This window comes from Ruegeria hyattellae (assembly GCF_041537925.1).
In the GTDB taxonomy this organism is placed as follows: Bacteria; Pseudomonadota; Alphaproteobacteria; order Rhodobacterales; family Rhodobacteraceae; genus Ruegeria_C.
In genome coordinates this window covers 142,541-163,111 of sequence record NZ_JBGOSH010000002.1, presented here as the reverse complement: position 1 = coordinate 163,111, position 20,571 = coordinate 142,541, and the positions used below count along the sequence as shown (strand labels likewise).

Annotated in this window: 16 protein-coding genes; 8 read left to right on the top strand and 8 right to left on the bottom strand. The window is 60.8% G+C overall.

Translation table 11 applies throughout. From position 1 onward, the window contains the following. Nucleotides 1-554 precede the first annotated feature (554 nt). Nucleotides 555-1,058, bottom strand: coding sequence for a hypothetical protein (locus AB1E33_RS04705; protein WP_372576107.1), 504 nt, complete (start codon nucleotides 1,056-1,058; stop codon nucleotides 555-557). A gap of 197 nt (nucleotides 1,059-1,255) precedes the next feature. On the opposite strand from AB1E33_RS04705, the gene AB1E33_RS04700 reads away from it, so the two are divergent. The 3 genes from AB1E33_RS04700 to AB1E33_RS04690 all read left to right on the top strand — a co-directional run bounded on the left by AB1E33_RS04700 (nucleotide 1,256) and on the right by AB1E33_RS04690 (nucleotide 3,266). Continuing rightward, complete coding sequence (locus AB1E33_RS04700) at nucleotides 1,256-1,876, top strand: glutathione S-transferase (protein WP_372576106.1); 621 nt, start codon at nucleotides 1,256-1,258, stop codon at nucleotides 1,874-1,876. A 28-nt stretch (nucleotides 1,877-1,904) separates the two neighbouring features. Further along, entirely contained in the window at nucleotides 1,905-2,573 is a 669-nt protein-coding gene (locus AB1E33_RS04695) for a cupin domain-containing protein (protein ID WP_372576105.1), read from the top strand. A 111-nt stretch (nucleotides 2,574-2,684) separates the two neighbouring features. Then, the gene (locus AB1E33_RS04690) at nucleotides 2,685-3,266 is read left to right on the top strand and encodes a TetR/AcrR family transcriptional regulator (protein ID WP_372576104.1); all 582 of its coding nucleotides are present in this window, start codon (nucleotides 2,685-2,687) and stop codon (nucleotides 3,264-3,266) included. Between the two features lie 70 nt (nucleotides 3,267-3,336). Here AB1E33_RS04690 and AB1E33_RS04685 read toward each other — a convergent pair whose 3' ends face one another. The 4 genes from AB1E33_RS04685 to AB1E33_RS04670 all read right to left on the bottom strand — a co-directional run bounded on the left by AB1E33_RS04685 (nucleotide 3,337) and on the right by AB1E33_RS04670 (nucleotide 8,850). After that, nucleotides 3,337-5,559: an NADP-dependent isocitrate dehydrogenase gene (locus tag AB1E33_RS04685; protein WP_372576103.1), complete on the bottom strand. Its 2,223-nt coding sequence runs from the start codon at nucleotides 5,557-5,559 to the stop codon at nucleotides 3,337-3,339. Nucleotides 5,560-5,766: 207 nt separating this feature from the next. Continuing rightward, nucleotides 5,767-6,732: a sensor histidine kinase gene (locus AB1E33_RS04680; RefSeq protein ID WP_372576102.1), complete on the bottom strand. Its 966-nt coding sequence runs from the start codon at nucleotides 6,730-6,732 to the stop codon at nucleotides 5,767-5,769. Continuing rightward, complete coding sequence (locus AB1E33_RS04675; protein WP_372576101.1) at nucleotides 6,720-7,397, bottom strand: response regulator transcription factor; 678 nt, start codon at nucleotides 7,395-7,397, stop codon at nucleotides 6,720-6,722. The genes AB1E33_RS04680 and AB1E33_RS04675 overlap by 13 nt, the downstream gene beginning before the upstream one ends. Next, a complete protein-coding gene (locus AB1E33_RS04670) occupies nucleotides 7,375-8,850 on the bottom strand; it encodes a DUF4153 domain-containing protein (protein WP_372576100.1) in 1,476 nt (491 codons plus the stop codon). The genes AB1E33_RS04675 and AB1E33_RS04670 overlap by 23 nt, the downstream gene beginning before the upstream one ends. A gap of 169 nt (nucleotides 8,851-9,019) precedes the next feature. Between AB1E33_RS04670 and AB1E33_RS04665 the strand changes: the two genes are divergently transcribed. Then, nucleotides 9,020-11,314 (top strand): Tex family protein, encoded by a 2,295-nt coding sequence (locus AB1E33_RS04665; protein ID WP_372576099.1) that lies wholly within the window; start codon nucleotides 9,020-9,022, stop codon nucleotides 11,312-11,314. Between the two features lie 954 nt (nucleotides 11,315-12,268). After that, nucleotides 12,269-13,768 (top strand): glycerol kinase GlpK, encoded by a 1,500-nt coding sequence (gene glpK, locus AB1E33_RS04660; protein WP_372576098.1) that lies wholly within the window; start codon nucleotides 12,269-12,271, stop codon nucleotides 13,766-13,768. Here glpK and AB1E33_RS04655 read toward each other — a convergent pair. Beyond that, a complete protein-coding gene (locus AB1E33_RS04655; protein ID WP_372576615.1) occupies nucleotides 13,765-14,580 on the bottom strand; it encodes a glycoside hydrolase family 25 protein in 816 nt (271 codons plus the stop codon). The genes glpK and AB1E33_RS04655 overlap by 4 nt on opposite strands. A gap of 167 nt (nucleotides 14,581-14,747) precedes the next feature. Here AB1E33_RS04655 and AB1E33_RS04650 point away from each other — a divergent pair, with 167 nt between their 5' ends. Continuing rightward, nucleotides 14,748-15,530, top strand: coding sequence for a DeoR/GlpR family DNA-binding transcription regulator (locus AB1E33_RS04650; protein ID WP_372576097.1), 783 nt, complete (start codon nucleotides 14,748-14,750; stop codon nucleotides 15,528-15,530). 33 nt (nucleotides 15,531-15,563) lie between these two features. Here the strand turns inward: AB1E33_RS04650 and AB1E33_RS04645 are convergent, their stop codons facing one another. Next, a complete protein-coding gene (locus AB1E33_RS04645) occupies nucleotides 15,564-17,093 on the bottom strand; it encodes an alkaline phosphatase family protein (RefSeq protein WP_372576096.1) in 1,530 nt (509 codons plus the stop codon). A gap of 199 nt (nucleotides 17,094-17,292) precedes the next feature. Here AB1E33_RS04645 and AB1E33_RS04640 point away from each other — a divergent pair, with 199 nt between their 5' ends. Both AB1E33_RS04640 and AB1E33_RS04635 read left to right on the top strand, forming a co-directional pair. Next, nucleotides 17,293-17,937 (top strand): GNAT family N-acetyltransferase, encoded by a 645-nt coding sequence (locus tag AB1E33_RS04640; protein WP_372576095.1) that lies wholly within the window; start codon nucleotides 17,293-17,295, stop codon nucleotides 17,935-17,937. A gap of 89 nt (nucleotides 17,938-18,026) precedes the next feature. Then, on the top strand, nucleotides 18,027-19,796 hold the full coding sequence (locus tag AB1E33_RS04635) for an adenylate/guanylate cyclase domain-containing protein (protein WP_372576094.1): 1,770 nt from the start codon (nucleotides 18,027-18,029) through the stop codon (nucleotides 19,794-19,796). 64 nt (nucleotides 19,797-19,860) lie between these two features. On the opposite strand, the gene AB1E33_RS04630 is transcribed toward AB1E33_RS04635, so the two are convergent. Continuing rightward, the gene (locus AB1E33_RS04630; RefSeq protein WP_372576093.1) at nucleotides 19,861-20,568 is read right to left on the bottom strand and encodes a pentapeptide repeat-containing protein; all 708 of its coding nucleotides are present in this window, start codon (nucleotides 20,566-20,568) and stop codon (nucleotides 19,861-19,863) included. Nucleotides 20,569-20,571 lie beyond the last annotated feature (3 nt).

Sequence of the window (20,571 nt, the reverse complement as noted above, 5' to 3'; positions counted from 1 at the left end):
TTTGCCCGCAGTCTACGAGGTCTTTCACGCTGAGAGACAGCCAGCCAACGGGGTCCGATATACGCTCATACAGAAGCGCAAGAACTGTATCCGCCTGCACGACCCCGCGCATTTTGCAAACGGATAGAACGACATCGTCGTTTTGGTGGCGGGCCATCAATTCGAAGGATTCGGAAAAACCCCGGTTAAGTCCCTTGAAGGCCGTAATTCGGCGAAATCACTGGTCGAGCCAACTGTCACTCAACGCGTTTCCCTGTATATCCATGGTATGTGCTTGCGATATTTTAAGCAGTGTATCCGGGGGGGTGGGCAAAAACTATTGCCGGTTTCCATGCCCAATGACTTCATTGCCCTTCAGCCACAGCAGGTCTTCTGATCGTATTGTGCTCTTTCTGCTTTTAAATTTGAAATTTTTCGCGACACAAGAAGCGGGCGTGATCCGGTAAGTTCAGATGGCGCTTTTTGATGTCCCGACCATGCTCGAGGCCGGGTTTCTCTACAGCCTGACCGAGGGCGCGCTGACGCAGCGCGCCGTGTCAGTAATGACGCCCGAATCAAGGCCGGACGATCAGGCGCAGCACCGCGACCAGGACGATGCCATAGAGGACATGGCCCACCAGCGCGACCCAAGCGATGCCGGTGAAGCCCAAAAAAAACGGCAGGCCGGCAATCGCGGTGATGCCGCCGATGGCAAATATCCAAAGACCAAAGCCATAGATTGCTGAGGGAAGCAACCAGCCCCTCTGCCCCATGACCCTCGTCCAGATCGGCGCAAAGATGAACAGCCAACCGACGGGATAGCCGATCAGGCCAACAAGGTAGAAATGCACGAAATACCCGGCAAAATCGCCGCTGGGTAAGCCAAGCGTGCTTAGCAGGCTGCGCGCCAGCCCATGTGGCGACAGGTTGGCGAAGCCAAGCGCAGGGCTGATCATCTGACCCCAGAAGTCAAAGGCGATGGTGGCAAAAAACCCTGCAATGAACATGGCCCCCAGCGTGGCGATGCTGAGCGAGGGGAACTTGCCCAATGCGGGTGAATGTACTGCGGTCGTGGACATGCGATTCTCCGTTTGCAAGGCAGCCCTCGCCGCCCGATAGCACCGCCCGGTCCGGGGCGACTGATCCTACAAAAGCGCCCAACGCCCTGAATTAAAGAGCAAAGACAGAAACCTCACAGAACCGTGTTGGTAAAGGGATTTACATTTCAAATTTATCTACCTACTAATAGGGTGTTGCTAAAAAACAGGAGCACCCCATGAAGATTTACGATGTCGAAGGCTTTCCCAACCCAGCCCGTGTCCGCATTGCGTTGGCCGAGAAAGGCGCAACCGACAAGGTCGAATTCATCCCCGTCGATGTGCTGGGCGGCGAACATCGATCCGAGGCGTTCCGGCACAAAAACCCCGACACCGCCGTCCCGATGCTGGAGCTTGCGGACGGCACCTGCCTGTCGCACTGCACTGCCATCACCGAATATATAGACGCGGCCTTCGACGGCGCGACGCTGTGTGGCGAGACGGCAAAGGACCGTGCCGTCATCCACATGATGAACCGGCGCGCCGAAGCCGGGTTGCTGGACGCGGTGGGCGATTATTTTCACCATGCCACGCCCGGCCTCGGACCCGATCTGGAGACTGATCAGAATGCCGACTGGGGCAATCGCCGCAAGGGCACCGCAGTGGCGACGATGCATTATCTCGATAGTGTTCTCAGCGAGAATGACTATCTTGCGGGGGACAGGTTCTCGATGGCCGATATCACCGCCTTTGCGGGGCTGGCCTTTGCCGATTTCGCTAAACTCGACATTCCCGCCGAGCTTGGCAACCTCAGGGACTGGCGTGATCGGGTCTCGTCGCGCCCCAGCATCGCCGCGTGACCGACCCGTCTGAAAAGGAGGCAAGCACATGGAACTGAACTCGGATTTCTCGCAACGGGTGGTGGTGCACTCTGCACAAGAGCCGTGGCAGGCCTCTCCGATGCCCGGCGTCGACCGGCGCATGCTGGACCGGATCGGCGGTGAAGTGGCCCGCGCCACAACCATCGTCCGCTATGCGCCGGGCAGCAAATTCTCGGCCCATACCCATACGGGCGGAGAGGAATTCATCGTGCTCGACGGAGTGTTTCAGGACGAACACGGCGATTTCCCGGCGGGCACATATGTGCGAAACCCGCCCACCACCAGCCACACCCCCGGCTCGGATCAGGGCTGCACCATCTTCGTCAAGCTTTGGCAGTTCGACATGGGTGACCGCACCCAGTTCCGCAAGGAAATGAACGCAGAACTGGGCAACCCCAGAGACGGCGTTGCCACGGCCGAGTTGCACCGCGATGCCCGTGAAAAGGTGACCTATCACGTTGTCGATGCGGGCGCGGCCCTGACCAGCGAGGGCGCAGGCGGCATCGAGCTGTTGGTGATCGACGGCACCCTCACCGAAGGTGGCGACGCGCTGCGTCAGGGCGCATGGCTGCGCCTGCCCGAGGGTCAGAGGCTGGCGGCGGTTGCAGGCCCCGGCGGGGCCAAGGTCTGGATCAAGACCGGCCACCTGCCCTATGCCAAACCCCCGGCGGTCTGACCACTGCCCCACGGGCCGTGGCCCGTGGCATGCCATTCCGCAACCGCATCTGGCAGATGGCCGCGTGACAGCGTATCACTGCGCAGAGCGGCTAGCGGAAGAGCGTGCAGAATGGCGACGAGTGATACCAGGACACAATTGATGGATGCGGCCGAGCGGCAGGTCCGGCACAAGGGCGCGGACGGGTTCAGCTATTCCGACCTGAGCCGGCTGGTGGGCATCCGCAAAGCCAGCATCCATTATCATTTCCCGGCCAAAGCCGACCTGCTCACCGCGATCATGGCACGCTATGGCAAACGGGTCATGACCGCATTCGAAGACTATACCCAGGATCTTTCGGGGGCGGACCGGCAACTGGCCGCCTTCCTCGATTTATATCGCGATGCGCTGCAGGACGGCACGGCACTATGCCTTTGCGTCGCCTACGCGGTCAGCCAGGACGGGCTGTCCGATGGCACCCAACGCGAAATCTCGCAATTCCGGCAAGAAGTTCGCAGCTGGCTGGAAAAGACTTTCGCGGGTGCGCAGACCGAAGGATCGGTCACCGGTATTACCCACCCAGCCCGTGAGGCCGCCGCCGCCTATGCGCTGGTAGAAGGGGCGCAGATCGCCGCCCGCATCAGCGGCGATCCCGCCGCATTTGATGCGGCAACGCGGGTCCTTCGCGAGCGGCTGGTGGGGACGAAGGCCTAAGATCAGGTCCCGTCAATCAAACCCCTGTGCCCGCAAGCTGCGGGCACAGTCATGTTTTTGCGGCTCAACCTCAGCCGATGATCGCGTTCAGCGTGGCGCTTGGACGCATTACCGCTGCGGTCTTGGCCGGGTCGGTTTTGTAATACCCCCCAAGATCCGCCGCCGGACCCTGTGCGGCAGCCAGTTCCGAAAGGATCGCGGCCTCTTTCCCGGCGAGTTCCACTGCAATCGGCGCGAACTCAGCGGCGAGGGCGGCGTCGTCAGTTTGCGCCGCCAGCGCCTCGGCCCAGTAGCGGGCGAACCAGTAGTGGCTGTCGCGATTGTCGGGCTCGCCGACCTTGCGGCTGGGCGAGCGGTTGTCATCCAGAATGCCCTGCGTCGCCACCTCGGCCGCCGCGCCCAGCACGCCCGCCTTAGCGTTGCCCTGCGCATCGGCGAGAAAGTTCAACGACTCGCCCAGGGCACAGAACTCGCCCATGGAATCCCAGCGTAGATGGCTTTCCTCGACCAGTTGCTGCACGTGTTTTGGGGCCGAGCCGCCCGCGCCTGTCTCGAACAACCCACCGCCCTGCATAAGTTTGACGATCGACAGCATCTTGGCCGAAGTGCCCAATTCCAGGATTGGGAACAGATCGGTCAGATAGTCGCGCAGCACGTTGCCGGTGATGGCGATGCTGTCCTTGCCTGCCGTGATGGTCTCGAGCGATTTCCGGGTCGCTTCGCGCGGGGCCATAATCTGAAATTTGTCCGCAACACCAGCCGCTTCCAGCGCGGGCTTCACGTGTGCGATCAACTGCGTGTCATGGGCGCGGTGCGCATCCAGCCAGAAGATCGCCTCGGAGCCGGTCAGGCGTTGACGGTCCATCGCCAATTGAATCCAGTTCTCGATCGGCGCTTGCTTGACAGTGCAGGAGCGCCAGATGTCGCCCGCCTCGACCTCATGCGCGTGCAGGATCTCGCCATTGGCAAGCACGATGCGGATCGTACCATCGGCGGGGGCCTGAAAAGTGGTTGGGTGCGAGCCGTATTCCTCGGCCTTTTGCGCCATCAGACCGACATTAGCCACGGCTCCGGCAGCGGAGGGGTCCAGCGCGCCATTGGCTTTGAAGAACTTGACGCTCTCATCATAGACCGGCGCATAGCAGTTATCGGGGATAACGCAGTTCACGTCACCCTTGGCTCCGGCTGCGTCCCAGCCCTTGCCACCGGCGCGGATCAAGGCAGGCATGGAGGCGTCGATGATCACATCCGAGGGCACGTGCAGGTTGGTGATGCCCTTGTCGCTATCGACCATGTACATGGCGGGGCGATCTGAGGTCAGGGCGTCGACTTCGGCCTGAATTGCAGTGGCATTCGGCAACTCTGCAATGCGGGCCAATACGTCGCCCATGCCGGAGTTCGGGTTCACCCCCGCCGTGTCCAGATCGGCAGCATATTTATCAAAGACCGGGGCCAGCCAGGCACGCACCGCGTGACCAAAGATGATCGGGTCCGAGACCTTCATCATCGTGGCTTTCATATGCAGCGAGAACATGATGCCGTCTTGCTTGGCCGCCTCGATCTGTTCCGCCAGGAAGACCGACAATGCCTTGGCGGACATGAAGGTTGCGTCCGTAACGGTGCCCTCTTCCAGCGGCCATGCGTCTTTCAGCACGGTGACCGCGCCGTCCTTGCCGACAAACTCGATCTTCGCGGTCCCGGCTTGCGCGGCGGTGATGGTGGCCGATTTCTCGTTGGAATAGAAATCATTGCCCGACATCGACGACACATGTGTCTTGCTGTCCGACGCCCATGTCCCCATCGAATGCGGGTTTTTCTGGGCAAAGTTCTTGACCGCGCGGGCGGCGCGGCGGTCGGAATTGCCTTCGCGCAGGACCGGGTTCACGGCCGAGCCCTTGATCGCATCATAGCGCGCTCGGATCGCTTTTTCCGCATCGTTCGCAGGCTCTTCCGGGTAATTTGGAATGTCGTATCCCTGACCCTGCAGCTCTTCGATGGCGGCCACCAGCTGCGGCACCGAAGCCGAGATATTCGGCAGCTTGATGACATTGGCTGCAGGTGTTTTGACTAACTCGCCCAGCTCGGCCAGATCGTCCGACTGACGCTGCGCCTCGCTCAGGTTCTCCGGGAAGGTCGCGATGATCCGGCCTGACAGCGAGATATCCTTGGTCCCGACGCTTATCTCCGCCGCTGCGGCAAACTTGCGGATGATGGGCAGAAACGAGGCCGAAGCCAGTTCAGGCGCTTCGTCTACGATGGTATACAATATGTCGGGGTTCGATTTTTCAGCCATATTCTCTTACCTTTTTTTGCCGTTTAGGGGCGTGCGATCCAAGAGTGCGCGCTGCGCGCATGCAGCAGCATGAGAAGCGATCCCGCAGGACCGGTCCGGGCGACTCTGATGTGACAGGCTCCCCATAGATCACTCAGGCGCTCGGCGCAATCGGGCTTTGGCGGGCATTTTGACGCGACCTACCCCTGAGCGAGGCAGGATTGGCGTTCAGGTCTTTGGAAAATGTACTTCGAAACGGGCACCCTCGCGGGTCTGGACAAGCTCTATCCCGGCCCCGTGCGCGCCCAGCAGGTTGGCCACGATGGTCAGGCCCATGCCGGTGCCGCCCTGCTCCCTTGCCGTCGTGAAGAAGGGTGCGAATATGCGGTCCCGGTTGCCCTCTGATATGCCCGGACCGTCATCTTGAACCGTCAGATGCCCGGATGCGGCGCGCAAGGTCACGCGGCTTGCGCCATGTCGCTTTGCATTGCCGAGCAGATGGTGCAGCACGATCTGCAACCCGGACGCGGCGAGCGGCAAAGACTGGTCGGCACCTTCAACCTCGACCCGCAGGTCGGGGCATTCCGCCCGTAGGTCTTCAGCCAAATCGTCGAGGCGCACCGTGCCGTGATGTTCGGGGACGCGCGCAGCTGTCACGCGGCGCAGCGCCTCCAGATGTGATTGCATCTGGTCGGTCGCCCCGAGAATCTGCTCGGCCAGCGCCTTGTCATCTGCTTCGAGCTTGGGGCTGTCCGACAGCAGTTCACCCGCGGCGCGGATCGCGGTCACCGGTGTTTTCAGCTCATGTGTTACGTGTTCTGCAAACCCACGGACCGAGGCCTCGCGCCGCTGCAGCGTCTCGGCCATGCCCAAAACCGCCTCTCCCAGTCGGGTGGCCTCGCGCGTGCCGAGCCGCGAAGGCGACTCCCCAGCCTCTCCACTCTGGACCGCCGATGCGTGATCGGCCAGCGCAGTGATCGGGCGCAGCAGCAGGCGATATTGCAGATAGCCCAGAACTCCCGTGGCGAGCCCGATGGCCAGCGCCAGCAGCACCGCGGCCTTGCGAAACCCGATCTCAGGCCCGAGGTAGCGCAACAGCACCAGCCCCAGCAGCGACAGCAACAGCGTTCCCGCCAGCCCTCCGCCCAGCACCAGCGCCAGACCGGGACGCCATTTGTGCCTTATCCGGGCCATTGCGCCATCCGCAGGCCCACACCGTGAACAGTTTCAATCGCTGCTTCGCCGCCCTTTTCCGCCAGTTTGCGGCGCAGGTTTCGCAGATGGCTGTCCAGCGTCCGGTCAGAATTCTGCGCCCCTGCGCCATAGACCTCGCCAAGGAGATCCCGGCGGGACAGGACCTTGCCGGGGTTCTCCATCAGGTGGCGCAGGATCGTCATTTCAGTTGCGGTCAGGTCAAGCGGCACCCCCGACCAGCAGCAGGCATGCGCGGACATGTCCAGTTCCAGCGGGCCATGGCGCAGCAGATCGGCACCGGCCCCGCGCCCGGCCCGTTTCAGGATCGCATTGATCCGGGCGACCAGTTCGCGCGGGCTGAACGGTTTAGTGACATAGTCGTCACCGCCCAGTTCGAACCCCAGCACCCGATCGATCTCGTCATCGCGGGCGGTCAGGAACAGGATCGGTACCTGCGACCTTGCCCGAATCCGGTGGCAGACCTCCAGCCCGTCAAGCTCCGGCAGACCGACATCCAGTACGATTAGATCCGGCGCCTCGCGGGCGGCATAGGTCAGCGCCATCTGGCCATCCCGCGCTGTGATCACCTGGAACTCTGCTCGCTGCAACGTGACCGCCACCAGCTCGCGCAGGCGCGGATCATCATCGACCACGAGTATTTTCATGCCAACCCTCCGGTTCCGGGTTCTGCGGCAGACTACGGATCACCCGATCCGCGCGAAAGCCCCATTCACGCCAATTGTTGATGGTCGGAGTTTCGACATCACATGGCAACTCCCATCGTGACGCCATCAGCGGCTGCGCCGACATCGGCCCGAGATGGCAAAGGTAATACGGGTCACGCAGCCCGAAATGCCGCAGGTTGCTTTCAGCGATCAAAGCCGCAAAGTTCACGAAGCAACAGACATAGAGGGTGCCCAACCCCAAACCGGCGCAGCGGGTCATCAGCCAGAGATTACTCCGTCGCGCGAAAATCTGCCAGCCAGTCAGGCAAAGCCCCGAGGCCACCAGCCCCATCCAAATCACCGCATGGACGCGCAAATAGGTCAGCCCGTAAGCCTCGACATAAAGCGACAATCGCAACAGAGACGAGACCACCAGCAGAACGTTCTGCGCCAGCCACAGATAGACCAGCCGTTTCAGTACCGGTCGCTCCGCCAGATAGGGACGCGCGGCGAGGGCAAAGGCACCCGCCAGCAGCGCAGTCAGAACCAGCGGATAGGCCCCGCGATGGGCATAGGTCGCATAATTCATGCCATCGGGAAGCGCCGCGCCGGCCCACAGAAAGGCCGCGTCAAGCCCGGTCTGGACAAGCATCACCAGATTGAACGTGACCAGAGAATTGGACACTGAATGCGCGTTGATCCCAAGCCCCCAACTCAGTGGCACACGGGTTCTGATGCCGCGCGGCTGCAGCAGACCGGCATCCAGCGCAACCGCCAGCACGGGCCACAGCAGCAGCGCCATGCCTAGCCAGAACATCAACCTTTCAACCCGAAGGTCCAACCGAAGCGCGCGGTTCAGGCCCTCGGACAGCACCGGATTGGCCGACAGGATCAGCGTTCCGAAGATCAGCAACCCGGCCACAGGAAAGGCCCAGCCCTGCCAGAGCCGACCCATCCAACCATGCCCAGCCTGGGCCCGCAATAGGCGCACTCCCTGCCCTGCCTGCCGGACCCCCAGAACCGGGATCAGCCAGGCAAAGCGACGCAGCGCAGCGCCCATGCCCTTACACGACCCAAGAGCCGCCCAGCACAGTGCAACCGACGATCCACCCAGAAGAAACGCAACCGACAGGGCCTGCACATGCTCGATAACCGGCAGCACACTCAGCCCCAACAACAAAGCAGGTCCCGTCAAACCCTGCTTGCGCCCGAGCAGGGCCCGGATTGCCACCGCGACCAGCAAAGCGAAAACTGGCAGCGAAAGGCCGGGCGCGTGATCCAAGAACAGAAAGTCGGCACAGCCAACAAGGGCAAGCAGCACCAGCATTGCACGCGGCACCCCGCGCCCTGACTGCCCGTCTACGCGCGCGCCCTCGTCGCGACCATCGCCATCGAACCACCACATATCCTGCGTCAACACGGCGGGCACGCCGCGTAATATCATCTGTCCCATTCTTCTATCTCCGGTTTCTTGTCCTGCCGAGTACAGCCTTGCCTCATGCCGCGTGCAGATCCGTAGCAGCGCGTGTGCAGATTATGTGCAGTGGGATCGGACCGGCCCCTTGGCCTTGCCCGCGCGCAGGTCTAAGAAGGTCACTCGCCCCGCGCCGAAGGAGACAGTCTTGGACCAACCCAGCCGCATTATCGCCTCGGAAATCAATGCCCGCCCGGAACAGGTGCAGGCCGCCGTCAAATTGCTGGACGAAGGCGCGACCGTGCCTTTCGTAGCGCGCTACCGCAAAGAGGCCACCGGCGGGCTGGACGACACCCAGCTGCGGGTTCTGGCAGAACGGCTGTCCTACTTGCGTGAACTGGATGCGCGGCGAGACACGATCCTTGGCTCGATCCGCGATCAGGGCAAGCTGACCGACGAGCTGGCAAAATCCATCGCCGGAGCCGAAACCAAGGCGCGGTTGGAAGACATCTATCTGCCCTACAAACCCAAACGCCGCACCAAGGCGATGATCGCGCGCGAAAACGGGCTGGAACCGCTGGCGCGGGCCATCCTTGCGGATCGCATGGCGGATCCCGAGGCGCTGGCAGCCGGATATCTGTCCGACGCGGTGCCAGCCACCAAAGATGCGCTGAACGGTGCGCGCGACATTCTGGCCGAGGGATTGACAGAGAATGCCGATCTGCTGGGCGATCTGCGCCGGTTCCTGCATCGCGAGGCCCTGATAACCTCGAAACTGGTCGAAGGTCAGGAACAGGCAGGTGCCAAGTTTCGCGACTATTTCGACCATTCCGAAAAATGGGCCATTGCACCGTCACACCGGGCGCTGGCGATGCTGCGCGCCTCGAAAGAGGGGGTCGTGACGCTGGATATTGGGCCGGAACCCGAGGCAGGCGCGGCCCGGGCCGAGGCCATCGTCGCCGCACATCTACACACGCACGGCGACGGGCCGGGTGATGTCTGGCTGCGCAAGATCGCGGGGTGGACCTGGCGGGTCAAGCTGAGCCTGTCGATGATGGTCGAGCTGATGGGCGATCTGCGCGCCCGCGCACAGGACGAGGCCATCGCGGTGTTTGCCCGCAACCTCAAGGACCTGCTCTTTGCCGCGCCTGCCGGGGCCAAACCGACGCTGGGGCTTGATCCCGGCATCCGTACCGGGGTCAAGGCGGCGGTGGTGGACGCCACCGGCAAGTTGGTGGCAACCGATACGCTCTATCCGTTCCAACCCAAGAACGACCTGCGCGGTGCCGAGGCCGCGCTGCTGAAGCTGATCACAACGCATGGGATCGAGCTAATCGCAATCGGCAATGGCACCGCCAGCCGCGAGACAGAGCGGCTGGTGGGCGATACGCTCAAGCTGCTGCCGCCGGGAGCCGCGAAACCTACCAAAGTGGTAGTGTCCGAGGCCGGGGCCTCGGTCTATTCCGCCTCCGAACTGGCGGCGCGCGAGTTTCCCGATCTGGATGTCAGCTTGCGCGGCGCGGTCTCGATTGCGCGGCGCTTACAGGACCCGCTGGCCGAATTGGTCAAGATCGAGCCGAAATCCATCGGGGTCGGTCAATACCAGCACGATGTCGACCAGACCCGCCTGAGCCGCGCGCTGGAGGCGGTGATCGAGGACGTGGTGAACGCGGTGGGCGTCGACCTGAACATGGCATCCGCCCCGTTGCTGGCTCATGTCTCGGGGCTTGGCCCCGGTCTGGCCGAAGCGGTTGTGGCCCATCGCGACGCGCATGGGACCTTCGAGTCACGCAAGGACTTGCTGAAGGTCGCGCGACTTGGTCCCCGCGCCTTCGAACAATGCGCGGGCTTTCTGCGCATCCGTGACGGCAAGGAACCGCTGGACGCGTCCTCGGTCCACCCCGAGGCCTATGGCGTGGCGCGGCGCATCGTGCAGTTCTGTGGCCGCGATCTGCGCCAGATCATGGGCGACGACACCGCGCTGCGCGGGGTGCCCGCCGAGGAGTTCGTCGATGACAGCTTTGGCCTGCCCACCGTGCGCGACATTCTGAGCGAGCTGGAAAAACCCGGCCGCGACCCCCGCCCTAACTTCGTCACTGCCACCTTCACAGATGGGGTCGAGCAGATCACCGATCTCAAACCCGGCATGATGCTTGAGGGCACCGTGACCAATGTGGCGGCCTTTGGGGCCTTCGTGGATGTTGGTGTGCATCAGGACGGACTGGTGCACGTCAGCCAAATGGCGGATCGGTTCGTCAAGGACCCCCATGAGGTGGCCAAGGCCGGTCAGGTCGTCCGTGTGCGAGTGGTCGAAGTCGATGTGCCGCGAAAGCGGATCGGCCTTAGCATGCGCAGGGATGGCGGCGGCAAACCCACCGAACCAGAGGCCAGCAAACCACAAGGGCAGGCAGCGCGAAAACATGGCCAGCGCAAGGACAAGGCGCAACCCGATCAGAATGGCGCGATTGGCGCGGCCCTGCGGAACGCAATGCGGAAACAATGACGGCGCAAGCGCAAAGCGAACCAACTCGAAAAAGGATGTTTCGCCACAAATTTTAATGAGGTGCAAAGGGGAGGCCCGATACAAAAAAACCGCTATGGGACGGTACACTGTATCCGCCCGAAAAAATAACTTGGGGACCCCCCCCTGCGATACCGGTGTATCATAAGCTCGCCACTCACACGCGCCATAACCGGTATTCTCAAAATACGGCATTGTTTCATTCCTGTCAGCACTTAGATTCTTGCGAATCGCATCGCTATTCCGACAAATATCTGTCCAATGAATTTTTTGTGATAACATACGATCGGCAATCTTGTGTCAATTCAATACTTTGGAGTGGCGGCATTCGGCGAAGCCAGCCTCGGCCCTCTCATTGTCAATCCGAGGCTTTTTCACCGATAGTGATGCAAGGAGGACACAATCTCCCCATTTGAACAAAGATTAAGCAAAAAACGTGAACATTTGACCCCAAAATTCAATATTTCCCGCCAATCAGAATGCGACACGCCTCAGATTCTGCGTCCCAATGATTCGGCAGGTAATCGAACTTGAAGGGGTAAAGTTCTTTGTCACCAATCCGCACATTTTGAACTGTGCGGTCCACCAATTCAGAAACTGACCAAAAAAGTATCAATTCTCAAAATCGCGACACTTCTATTTGGTAGAAAATAATCATTTTCTCGGCAACTAAATTAAACGACACAAGTTGGACAGCTCTGCATTTTCGATCGCGGTCAAATGACGGCAATTCTTATTCGCCACTTCGCGAGCCACTCATCTATTGCTGCGGCCATCCAAAAAAATCGACGCCATCGTTTGCCTTCGTTTTCGCGCGTTTTTTCTTCGCTTGCGGTCTAAAACTTGCTAGATGCATCTGGACTGAATATCCCTGGCCATACGGCGGCCCGATGCCGCTAGCGGCCCTGCGTGGCGCATCTCGGAAGGTAGGAACAAATGGCGGATACGGCTCTGGTTCTGGCGATTGACCAAGGCACCACATCGACTCGGGTGATCCTGTTCGATCAGGCGTTCAGCATCCACAATACCGCCCAGCGGGAGTTTCATCAGCATTTTCCAGAATCTGGATGGGTCGAACATGACCCCGAAGAAATCTGGACCACCACAGTCGCCATGTGTCGGCAGGCCGTAGACGACGCGGGCGCGTCCGCCGCACAGATTGCGGCCATCGGTATAACCAACCAGCGCGAAACCACTGTGGTCTGGGACAAGACCACCGGTCGCGCCATATATAACGCCATCGTCTGGCAAGATCGTCGTACCGCCGCCTATTGCGAAAGCCTTCGCGCGGCGGGGCATGAGGCGGATGTGACTGCCCGGACCGGGCTGCTGCTCGATCCCTATTTCTCGGGGACCAAATTGCGCTGGATCCTGGAAAATGTCGCAGGCGCGCGGGCGCAGGCCGAGGCGGGAAATCTGCTGTTCGGCACCATCGACACCTACCTGATCTGGCGCATGACCGGCGGAAAGCGGCATGTGACCGACGCCACCAATGCCGCGCGCACGATGCTCTACAACATTAGGACCGGCGACTGGGATGACGACATGCTGTCGCTGTTGGATATCCCGCGCAGCATGCTGCCCGAGGTGCTGGATTGCGCTGCCGAATTTGGCGAGACCAAACCGGATCTGCTGGGTGGGCGCGCGATCCCGATCCTGGGGGTTGCGGGCGATCAGCAGGCGGCAACGATCGGGCAAGCCTGCTTCGAGCCGGGCATGCTGAAATCCACCTATGGGACGGGGTGTTTTGCCCTGCTCAATACCGGGACCACGCCGGTTTTCTCGTCCAACCGGCTGCTGTCGACCATTGCCTATCAGTTGGACGGCACCCCGACCTATGCGCTGGAGGGTTCGATCTTTATCGCAGGCGCAGTGGTGCAATGGCTGCGCGACGGGCTGGGTGTGATCGGATCAGCCCCGGAAACGCAGGTGCTTGCCCGCAAAGCAGACCCGCATCAGGATGTCATCATCGTGCCAGCCTTCACCGGGTTGGGCGCGCCTTATTGGAACGCCGAATGCCGGGGCGCGACCTATGGGCTGACCCGCAATAGCGGTCCGGCGGAGATGTCGCGCGCCGCGCTTGAAAGCGTTGGCTTCCAGACCCGCGATCTGCTTGAAGCGATGATGGCCGACTGGTCCGGCCCTGCGGGTCAAAACGTGCTGCGGGTGGATGGCGGCATGTCCGCCTCAGACTTTGCCATGCAGTTCCTATCCGACATCATCAACGCCGAGGTAGACCGTCCGCAGGTTCTGGAAACCACCGCACTAGGTGCCGCCTGGCTTGCCGGCAGCCGTGCGGGCGTCATGCCCGGTCAGGCGGAGTTTGCCAGCAACTGGTCCATCGAACGCCGGTTCAGCCCGTCGATGGAGGAAGGCACGCGCGATACACGCTACACCCGTTGGAAACGAGCGGTCGCGGCCACGATGCAGGTCTAATTTGCCCAACGGGCCCAATCCTCGGGCGAACCGCGAAAGGCGTTGATGTCCACCGGTCCGGGCACGCCCGGCACCTTGCCAGTGCCGGTATATTGCCAGATCGTCCAGTCCGCGCCGGGATAGATCTCGCTCGGGTGGCCTGCGACCGAGCGCAGCCAGAACTCGGTGCCCCGCAGATTACCGATCCCGGTGTCGCGATAGAAATCAACCGTGGTGTAGACGATGGGCCGACGGCCGTAGTGGCGTTCAAGAATGTCGAGAAATCGCTTGGCCTCGGCCCGCACCACACGCCCCTCGGGTCGTTTGCGGCAGGTGGGCGAATGCGGGTTCCATTCCATATCCAGCACATGCGGTAGGGCGCGGCCGTCGCGTGGTACGTTCTTGATGAACCATCGGGCCTGCTCGGCAGCAGGTCGGCAGAAGTAGAAATAGTGGTAGGCGCCGTAGGGCACCCCTACCCTGCGCGCACCAAGCCGGTGATCCTCAAAGGACGGATCGACCAGATCGCCGCCCTCGGTTGCCTTGATGAAGACAAAAGAAATGCCCGAGGCTTTCACACTCTGCCAATCAATCCCGTCCTGCCAGCGCGACACATCGATTCCGTGCACACCATAGCGCCAAGGCGCGCGGCCCGACCAGTCATGCGGGTCATGATCGGCGAACCGCATCAACCCCCCTGCCCGTGTGGCGATCCTAAGCGGCTCTGCCCGTTCGACCGACTTCGGCTGCCCGCAGGCGCAGAGCACGCAAAGTGCCAAAAATCCCAGAACCCGTTTCACTGTCGCCTCCGCCTGACCCGTGCCTTTGAGCATAACAAAGCGGGCAATCGGCGCGGTGGCAAATGCTAATTCCGTGCCCGGGCAATCGATGGGCACTCTCGGCTGGAACAGGCCGAAACGGCACGGGTTAAAATCCGCTTCAAATTGTGTATCACTACGCACGACGCGCCGGATCACCCGGCCGCGAGATGGAGCGTGCCATGGCCAGCGACATGAGCAGTTTTTCACATCGCGAGATGGAGCTTCTATCAGCCTTGCGGCGCGCTGGCGGGTCGGCGCGGGGCACAGAACTGGCGAAGGTGATGAACGTCTCAGAGGAAACTGTGCGCCGCACGATCAAGTCGCTCGCGACCTCGGGCGCGCTGGTGCGAGTGCATGGTGGGGCCTATTTAATCGGCACTCGCAACGACCCCAGCTTCTTTCGGCGCATCAACAAACATGCCGAAGAAAAGCGCCTGATCGCCGCGACCATTGCCGGGATCGTGGCGGATGGCATGACGATCTTCCTCGATGTCGGCTCGACTACCGCTTTTGTCGCCGAGGAGCTGCGCCACCAGCATGCCGGGCTGACCGTAGTGACAAACTCGATCGGTGTGGCGCAGACGTTGGTCAACACCAATGGCAATCGGGTCCATATGCTGGGGGGAGAGTTGCAAAGCAACGAACGCGGCACGTTCGGCCATGTGGCCGAGCGTCAGGCGCGCCGCTTTGCCTATGACGTGGCGGTGCTCAGTTCCGACGCGCTGTCTGCTGAACGTGGGTTCCTGTACCTGAGCGCTGCCGAGGCGCATCTTGCCACCGAGATCGCCGCCAGCGCGCGTCATGTTCTAATGGGCATCGACCGCCACAAATTCGGAGCGACGGCCCCCCATTGCGGCCCGGAACCCGAGGCGGTGGGTCAGATTGTCTCGGATCAGGCGCCACGCGGCCGTCTTTCGGCCGCGCTGCGCAGCTGGGACATCGACGTAACCACCGCCCAATAGTTCCCGGCACCAAGGCGCGGATTCGCGCCGGCGCTATCGTTTGCGCAGTTTCGGTCCGTCATCGGTTATCGAATAGAGTGACAGCGTTTGGTCCGCGTTGCGCATCCGGTGGCGCAGGAGAGTGCGGGTCAGGCGTGCAAGGTCGCCCTGATATTCCGGCCTGTCCGCCACGTTCTCCATCTCTCCAGCGCCATCATGATCAAACAGGACAGGTGGCAGATCGGCAGCGAACTCGATCAGGGCAAACCGGTCCTCGCGCAGAATGCACAGGCTGGAATCGCCCGGTCCGGTGCCTAACCGCTGTTCCGCATCTGTCGGGGTCAGCGGATCGGAGAAATCGAGCTCGGAATAGGTGTGTTCCCGCCAGCCTTGCGGGGTCTTTCCGTGGATCAGCGGCAAGAGCGACCGCCCATCCATGGAATTGGGCACGCTCGCCCCCATCCAGTCCAGGATGGTCGGCGTCACGTCGATCGATTCCGTGGGCAGGGTCACGCGGTGCCCGGCATTCTCCGCGTTCCCCGGGCAGCGCACGATCAGAGGCGTGTGATAGGCGGCGTCATAGAACGTGGACTTGCCCCAACCTTGGTGATCGCCCAGCATCTCGCCGTGATCGGCGGTGATCACCACCATCGTGTCGTCATACTGGCCCGAGCTTTTTAGGAAGTCGATGACGCGGCCGATATGGCTGTCCACCTCGCTGGCCAGCCCGAGATAGATCGCGCGCAGGTTCTGGATAGTCTCGTCGCTAGCGTCGAGATCGTCAAAACCCTCGACCATGCTGGCGGCGGTATCCTTGTCCAGCGCCGGTCCAATAAACGGATGAATGGCCTCTTCGCCGGCACGGCTGCCCTTGCGCACCGGAAGCGGCAGTCGCGCCGGGTCATACATCGCGTTATAGGGCGCTGGTGCCACCAGTGGGGGATGCGGGCGAATATAGGTCAGATGCGCAAACCAGCTTTCGCCGGCATAAGCGCGCATCTTGCTCAGGAAGCTGTCAGTCAGAAACGCTGTGTCGCTGTCTTCGGCCCGATAGAGCGCCGGATCGGTCAGCCGCGGCGCGCACCCGTCGGGTGAAACCGGTTTGTAAACATCAAAATACCGATCGAATTCGTATCCCTGAGCCATCAGATGCGACCGCCAGGGATAGGACATCTCCATCCGCATTTCGGTCATCTCGTGAAACCCGTTCATCGGGAATTCATAGGTCTTCAGCGCCGGATCACCCGGATCATGGGCGCGCGGGTCCTGCGATGTGTCGGTATATCCGAACAGCATCGGTAGATAACCCAGCTTGCGCATCTCAGTCGCAATATTGGGCGTGTCGTGGCGCAGCGGCGTACCATTGCGGATCGAACGGTGATTCATCGCATATTGCCCGGTCAGGATCGAGACACGCGACGGGCCGCAGGGATTGGTGACCGAAAAATGCCGCTCGAACGACACCGCCTCATCCATGAAAGCGTGAAGGTTCGGCAGATCAACATGCGCGGCCAACGCGCCGCTCAGGCAATCGGCCCGCAGTTGATCGATGATGATGAAAAGGACGTTCTTTGCGCCTGCCATCGTGGCCTCCGGGGTTGCATCACACACGGCGCAGCATTGCCCGGTGCCGCCCTCTATGCCAAGACCCTGAATGACCCCTTACCGGGCAAAAAGATCGACCCAATGCAAAGCCTCAATATGGAACTCTCGTTCTTGGTGAACTCGTGCTAAGATTGACTGTGATTTATTTGTATGAGTTATTACCAAAAGGATGCCAATCATGTCAGATCGCCCCCGGAGCCATTATGCGCTCAGACCGCTGGAGAAAGCAGATCTGACGCTGATTTCGCGCTGGTTTCGCAATGTTGACGATCTGGCAGCGTTCGACCGGACCTGCCGAATGCCACTCAATCTGGCAGGTACCGAACGCTCCTGGGAACGTGTGGTCGAAGGAGCGACAGACTGCGAACGGTGCTGGTTTGCCATCGAGTCGGAAACCGAGGTTGTCGTAGGCATAGTCGGGCTTGAAGCGATATCGCCTACGAATCGGGACGGTGTCATCGCCACATTCCTCGATTCGTCGTTGCGCGGACAGGGCGTGGGCACTCGTGCCGCAGCGTTAATGCTGGATCTGGCCTTTCGGCAGCTTGGCCTGAACCGGATCACGTCGTATTATCGTGAAGACAACAACACCAGTAATCAGGTGCTTGGACAACTTGGGTTTCAGATAGAAGGACGCATGCGCAAAGCATGGTTTGCGCAGGGAAAATTTTTTGACATGATGGTCGTCGGTCTTCTAAGCGACGAATGGGAGGCGCGCCGCACGTCGCTTTCCAGCGAGCTTGGCGCCGAGACCAGTGTGGGCATGGGCGAGGCAGGATCCTCGGGGTGGAATTGGCCGCTCATTGACCCGAATGTGAAATAAGTTCATTTGGATTTGTCTATTTTGACGGAGGGAATGGGGTCATGGCCCATGGCCAGCCCCGGGTGTAGAACAGAGGTGGAGCACGGAACGTGAGCGCAGACAGCCCAAGTTCTGAGATCAAGCATCGTCTTGGGGCGGTGCTATTTGCCGATGTGGTCGGGTATTCCCGGCTTATGGGCCAGAACGAGGTCGACACCTATAGTGCTTTGAAATCCCTGCTAGTCCGGCTGGAAGATGCCTGCCGAAAATTCGACGGGCATGTGGCCGAGATCCGCGGCGATGGGGTCCTGGCGCTGTTTGACACCGCCTCAAGCGCGGTGCGCTTTGCCGTGGAACTGCACCGCATTGCCGATGAAAACAACAAAACCCGCGAAGAAGATCAGCGCATTCATTTCCGCGCAGGCGTGCACCTTGGTGAGATCATGACGGATGAGCGCGGCGTTCACGGCGACATCGTCAACATCGCCTCACGCCTTCAGGAAATCGCTGAACCCGGCCGCGTTTGCGTCAGCGCCACAGTCTATGAGCAGATCCGCAACCGGCTGCGCTATGGCTATGAATTCCTCGGACCGCAGACACTCAAGAACATCGCCAACCCGATCCCGACCTATTGCGTGCGCAGCGAGGTCGAAGGCGTGACAATGGCTGCAACTTTGCGGCCCTCTCCGGTTCAGTCCGAGCAGAAAAGGCCGGATACGCCATCGGTCGCGGTGCTGCCCTTTGTCAGCATGGGCGGTGATCCGTCCGATGGCTGGGTTGCCGACGGGCTGACCGACGACATCATTCTCAACCTGTCGAAATTCAGGAACCTCTTTGTCATCGCGCGCAACTCGGCGTATTTCTTCAAGGCCCAGTCGATGTCCCCTCAGGACGCAGCCCGCAAGCTGGGCGTACGCTACATCGCGCGCGGCAGCGTGCGCCGGGCGGGTAACCGGATCAGGATCAGCGTCGAGTTGATCGACGCCGATGCCGAACGCACCATCTGGGGCGAACGGTATGACCGGGTAATAGACGATATTTTCGCCATTCAGGACGAGGTGACCGAATCCATCGTCGCCTCAACAGCGGTACTGATCGAGGCGCAAGAGCGCCAGCGCATGGCACAGGCGGTGCCCAATGATCTGGCCGCTTACGGTTATGTGCTGCGCGGCCAGCAATACCTGTACAAATACACTAGGCAGGACAATCACGAGGCCCATACGCTGTATGAACAGGCGCTGGAACGGGACGAAGGCTATGCCCGCGCTTCGGCAGCCTTGTCACGGACGCTGAATATCGACTGGCGCTATTCCTGGACCAACGATTCCGATCAGGCACTGGATACCGCGCTGGGGTTTGCCCAAAGGGCCGTCAACCTGGACCCCACCGACGCGCGCGGGTTCGGAGAGTTGGGTTTCGTTCATCTCTACCGCAAGGATCACGACGCGGCGCTTGGATCGTACCGGCGCGCGCTGGCGCTAAACCCGAATGACGCCGACCTGCATTCCGATTTTGCTGATGCGATGGTCCATTCCGGCGACAATGAAACCGCCATTCGCCATCTGAAACAGGCAATGCGGTTGAACCCGTATTTCCCAGATCAGTATCTGTGGCATCTGGGCGGCGCCTATTACAATCTCAAGCAATATGACGATGTTATCGAGACCGTGAACAAGATGAACAATCCTACCGAAGGACAACGCATATTGGCCGCCAGCTATGCGCAGATGGGTAAAGTGGACATCGCCCGCGAGATCGCAGACAAGCATCGCGCAGTGCATCCCAATTTCTCGCTGGACCATTGGGCCAAGGTCCAGCCGGACAAGCTGGAGGATGACACCCAGCATTTCGTCGAAGGGCTTAAGAAGGCCGGTTTCTGAACCGAGCTCGGCACGAAAAAGGGCGCGTTCAAGACGCGCCCTGCTTCCAAAACCGTAAGAGCGATCAGTCGCCGCCGCGGGCCTTTGCACCGCTGACTTTCGCGCCGCTCACCTTGGCCCCGCTGACTTTCGCGCCGCTGACCTTTGCGCCACTCACCTTGGCACCGCTGACTTTTGCGCCGCTTACGCCCGCACCATCGGAGCCGAAATAGGCATCAAGCAATACTTGTTCGAACCGACCGTTCGCGACATCCATGCGAATGGTGTAATCGGCCTGCTGATAGTCCCAAACGCAAATGTCGTCGGCGATCTGGTAATCGGCCGCAGCCACGCCGCTCAATTCCGGACTGTTCGGAGCACGAGATGCCAAACCACCCGGTTTGTCACCATTCGTTGCGCTACGGCCTGGTCCGCGGACCAAGTACAACGTGGGTTCCGGCAGCTCATAAAAAACGCCGTCATACGCAAACGCGTAGATGCGCGCAAAATTGAGCATATCCGAACCATCATTGTCGGTACCGGCTTCGACCTGATTTTGAAGGAAATTGTTCCGACTGTTGGTGTTCTTTTTTTTGTTTTGATAGGTCAACTCGGTGACCACGCGTCCAAATAGCAACACTTCCGAAAAACTGAGTAAAGACTCGCCCACTTCACCCACTCCTTGTTTCTGAGGGATTTCACCCGGGCAGTCCGCCCCCAATCCCGATGTGGTGGTCCCGCCAATCCAGGACCGAAATAAAGATAAGAATAACTCCTTCAGCCACCGTGCCATAAA

Bases quoted from the DNA above. Each gene is read 5' to 3' on its own strand.
- AB1E33_RS04705 (WP_372576107.1), bottom strand. From the start codon at position 1,058: ATGTCCACGACCGCAGTACATTCACCCGCATTGGGCAAGTTCCCCTCG.
- AB1E33_RS04700 (WP_372576106.1), top strand. From the start codon at position 1,256: ATGAAGATTTACGATGTCGAAGGCTTTCCCAACCCAGCCCGTGTCCGC.
- AB1E33_RS04695 (WP_372576105.1), top strand. From the start codon at position 1,905: ATGGAACTGAACTCGGATTTCTCGCAACGGGTGGTGGTGCACTCTGCA.
- AB1E33_RS04690 (WP_372576104.1), top strand. From the start codon at position 2,685: ATGGCGACGAGTGATACCAGGACACAATTGATGGATGCGGCCGAGCGG.
- AB1E33_RS04685 (WP_372576103.1), bottom strand. From the start codon at position 5,559: ATGGCTGAAAAATCGAACCCCGACATATTGTATACCATCGTAGACGAA.
- AB1E33_RS04680 (WP_372576102.1), bottom strand. From the start codon at position 6,732: ATGGCCCGGATAAGGCACAAATGGCGTCCCGGTCTGGCGCTGGTGCTG.
- AB1E33_RS04675 (WP_372576101.1), bottom strand. From the start codon at position 7,397: ATGAAAATACTCGTGGTCGATGATGATCCGCGCCTGCGCGAGCTGGTG.
- AB1E33_RS04670 (WP_372576100.1), bottom strand. From the start codon at position 8,850: ATGGGACAGATGATATTACGCGGCGTGCCCGCCGTGTTGACGCAGGAT.
- glpK (WP_372576098.1), top strand. From the start codon at position 12,269: ATGGCGGATACGGCTCTGGTTCTGGCGATTGACCAAGGCACCACATCG.
- AB1E33_RS04655 (WP_372576615.1), bottom strand. From the start codon at position 14,580: ATGCTCAAAGGCACGGGTCAGGCGGAGGCGACAGTGAAACGGGTTCTG.
- AB1E33_RS04650 (WP_372576097.1), top strand. From the start codon at position 14,748: ATGGCCAGCGACATGAGCAGTTTTTCACATCGCGAGATGGAGCTTCTA.
- AB1E33_RS04645 (WP_372576096.1), bottom strand. From the start codon at position 17,093: ATGGCAGGCGCAAAGAACGTCCTTTTCATCATCATCGATCAACTGCGG.
- AB1E33_RS04640 (WP_372576095.1), top strand. From the start codon at position 17,293: ATGTCAGATCGCCCCCGGAGCCATTATGCGCTCAGACCGCTGGAGAAA.
- AB1E33_RS04630 (WP_372576093.1), bottom strand. From the start codon at position 20,568: ATGGCACGGTGGCTGAAGGAGTTATTCTTATCTTTATTTCGGTCCTGG.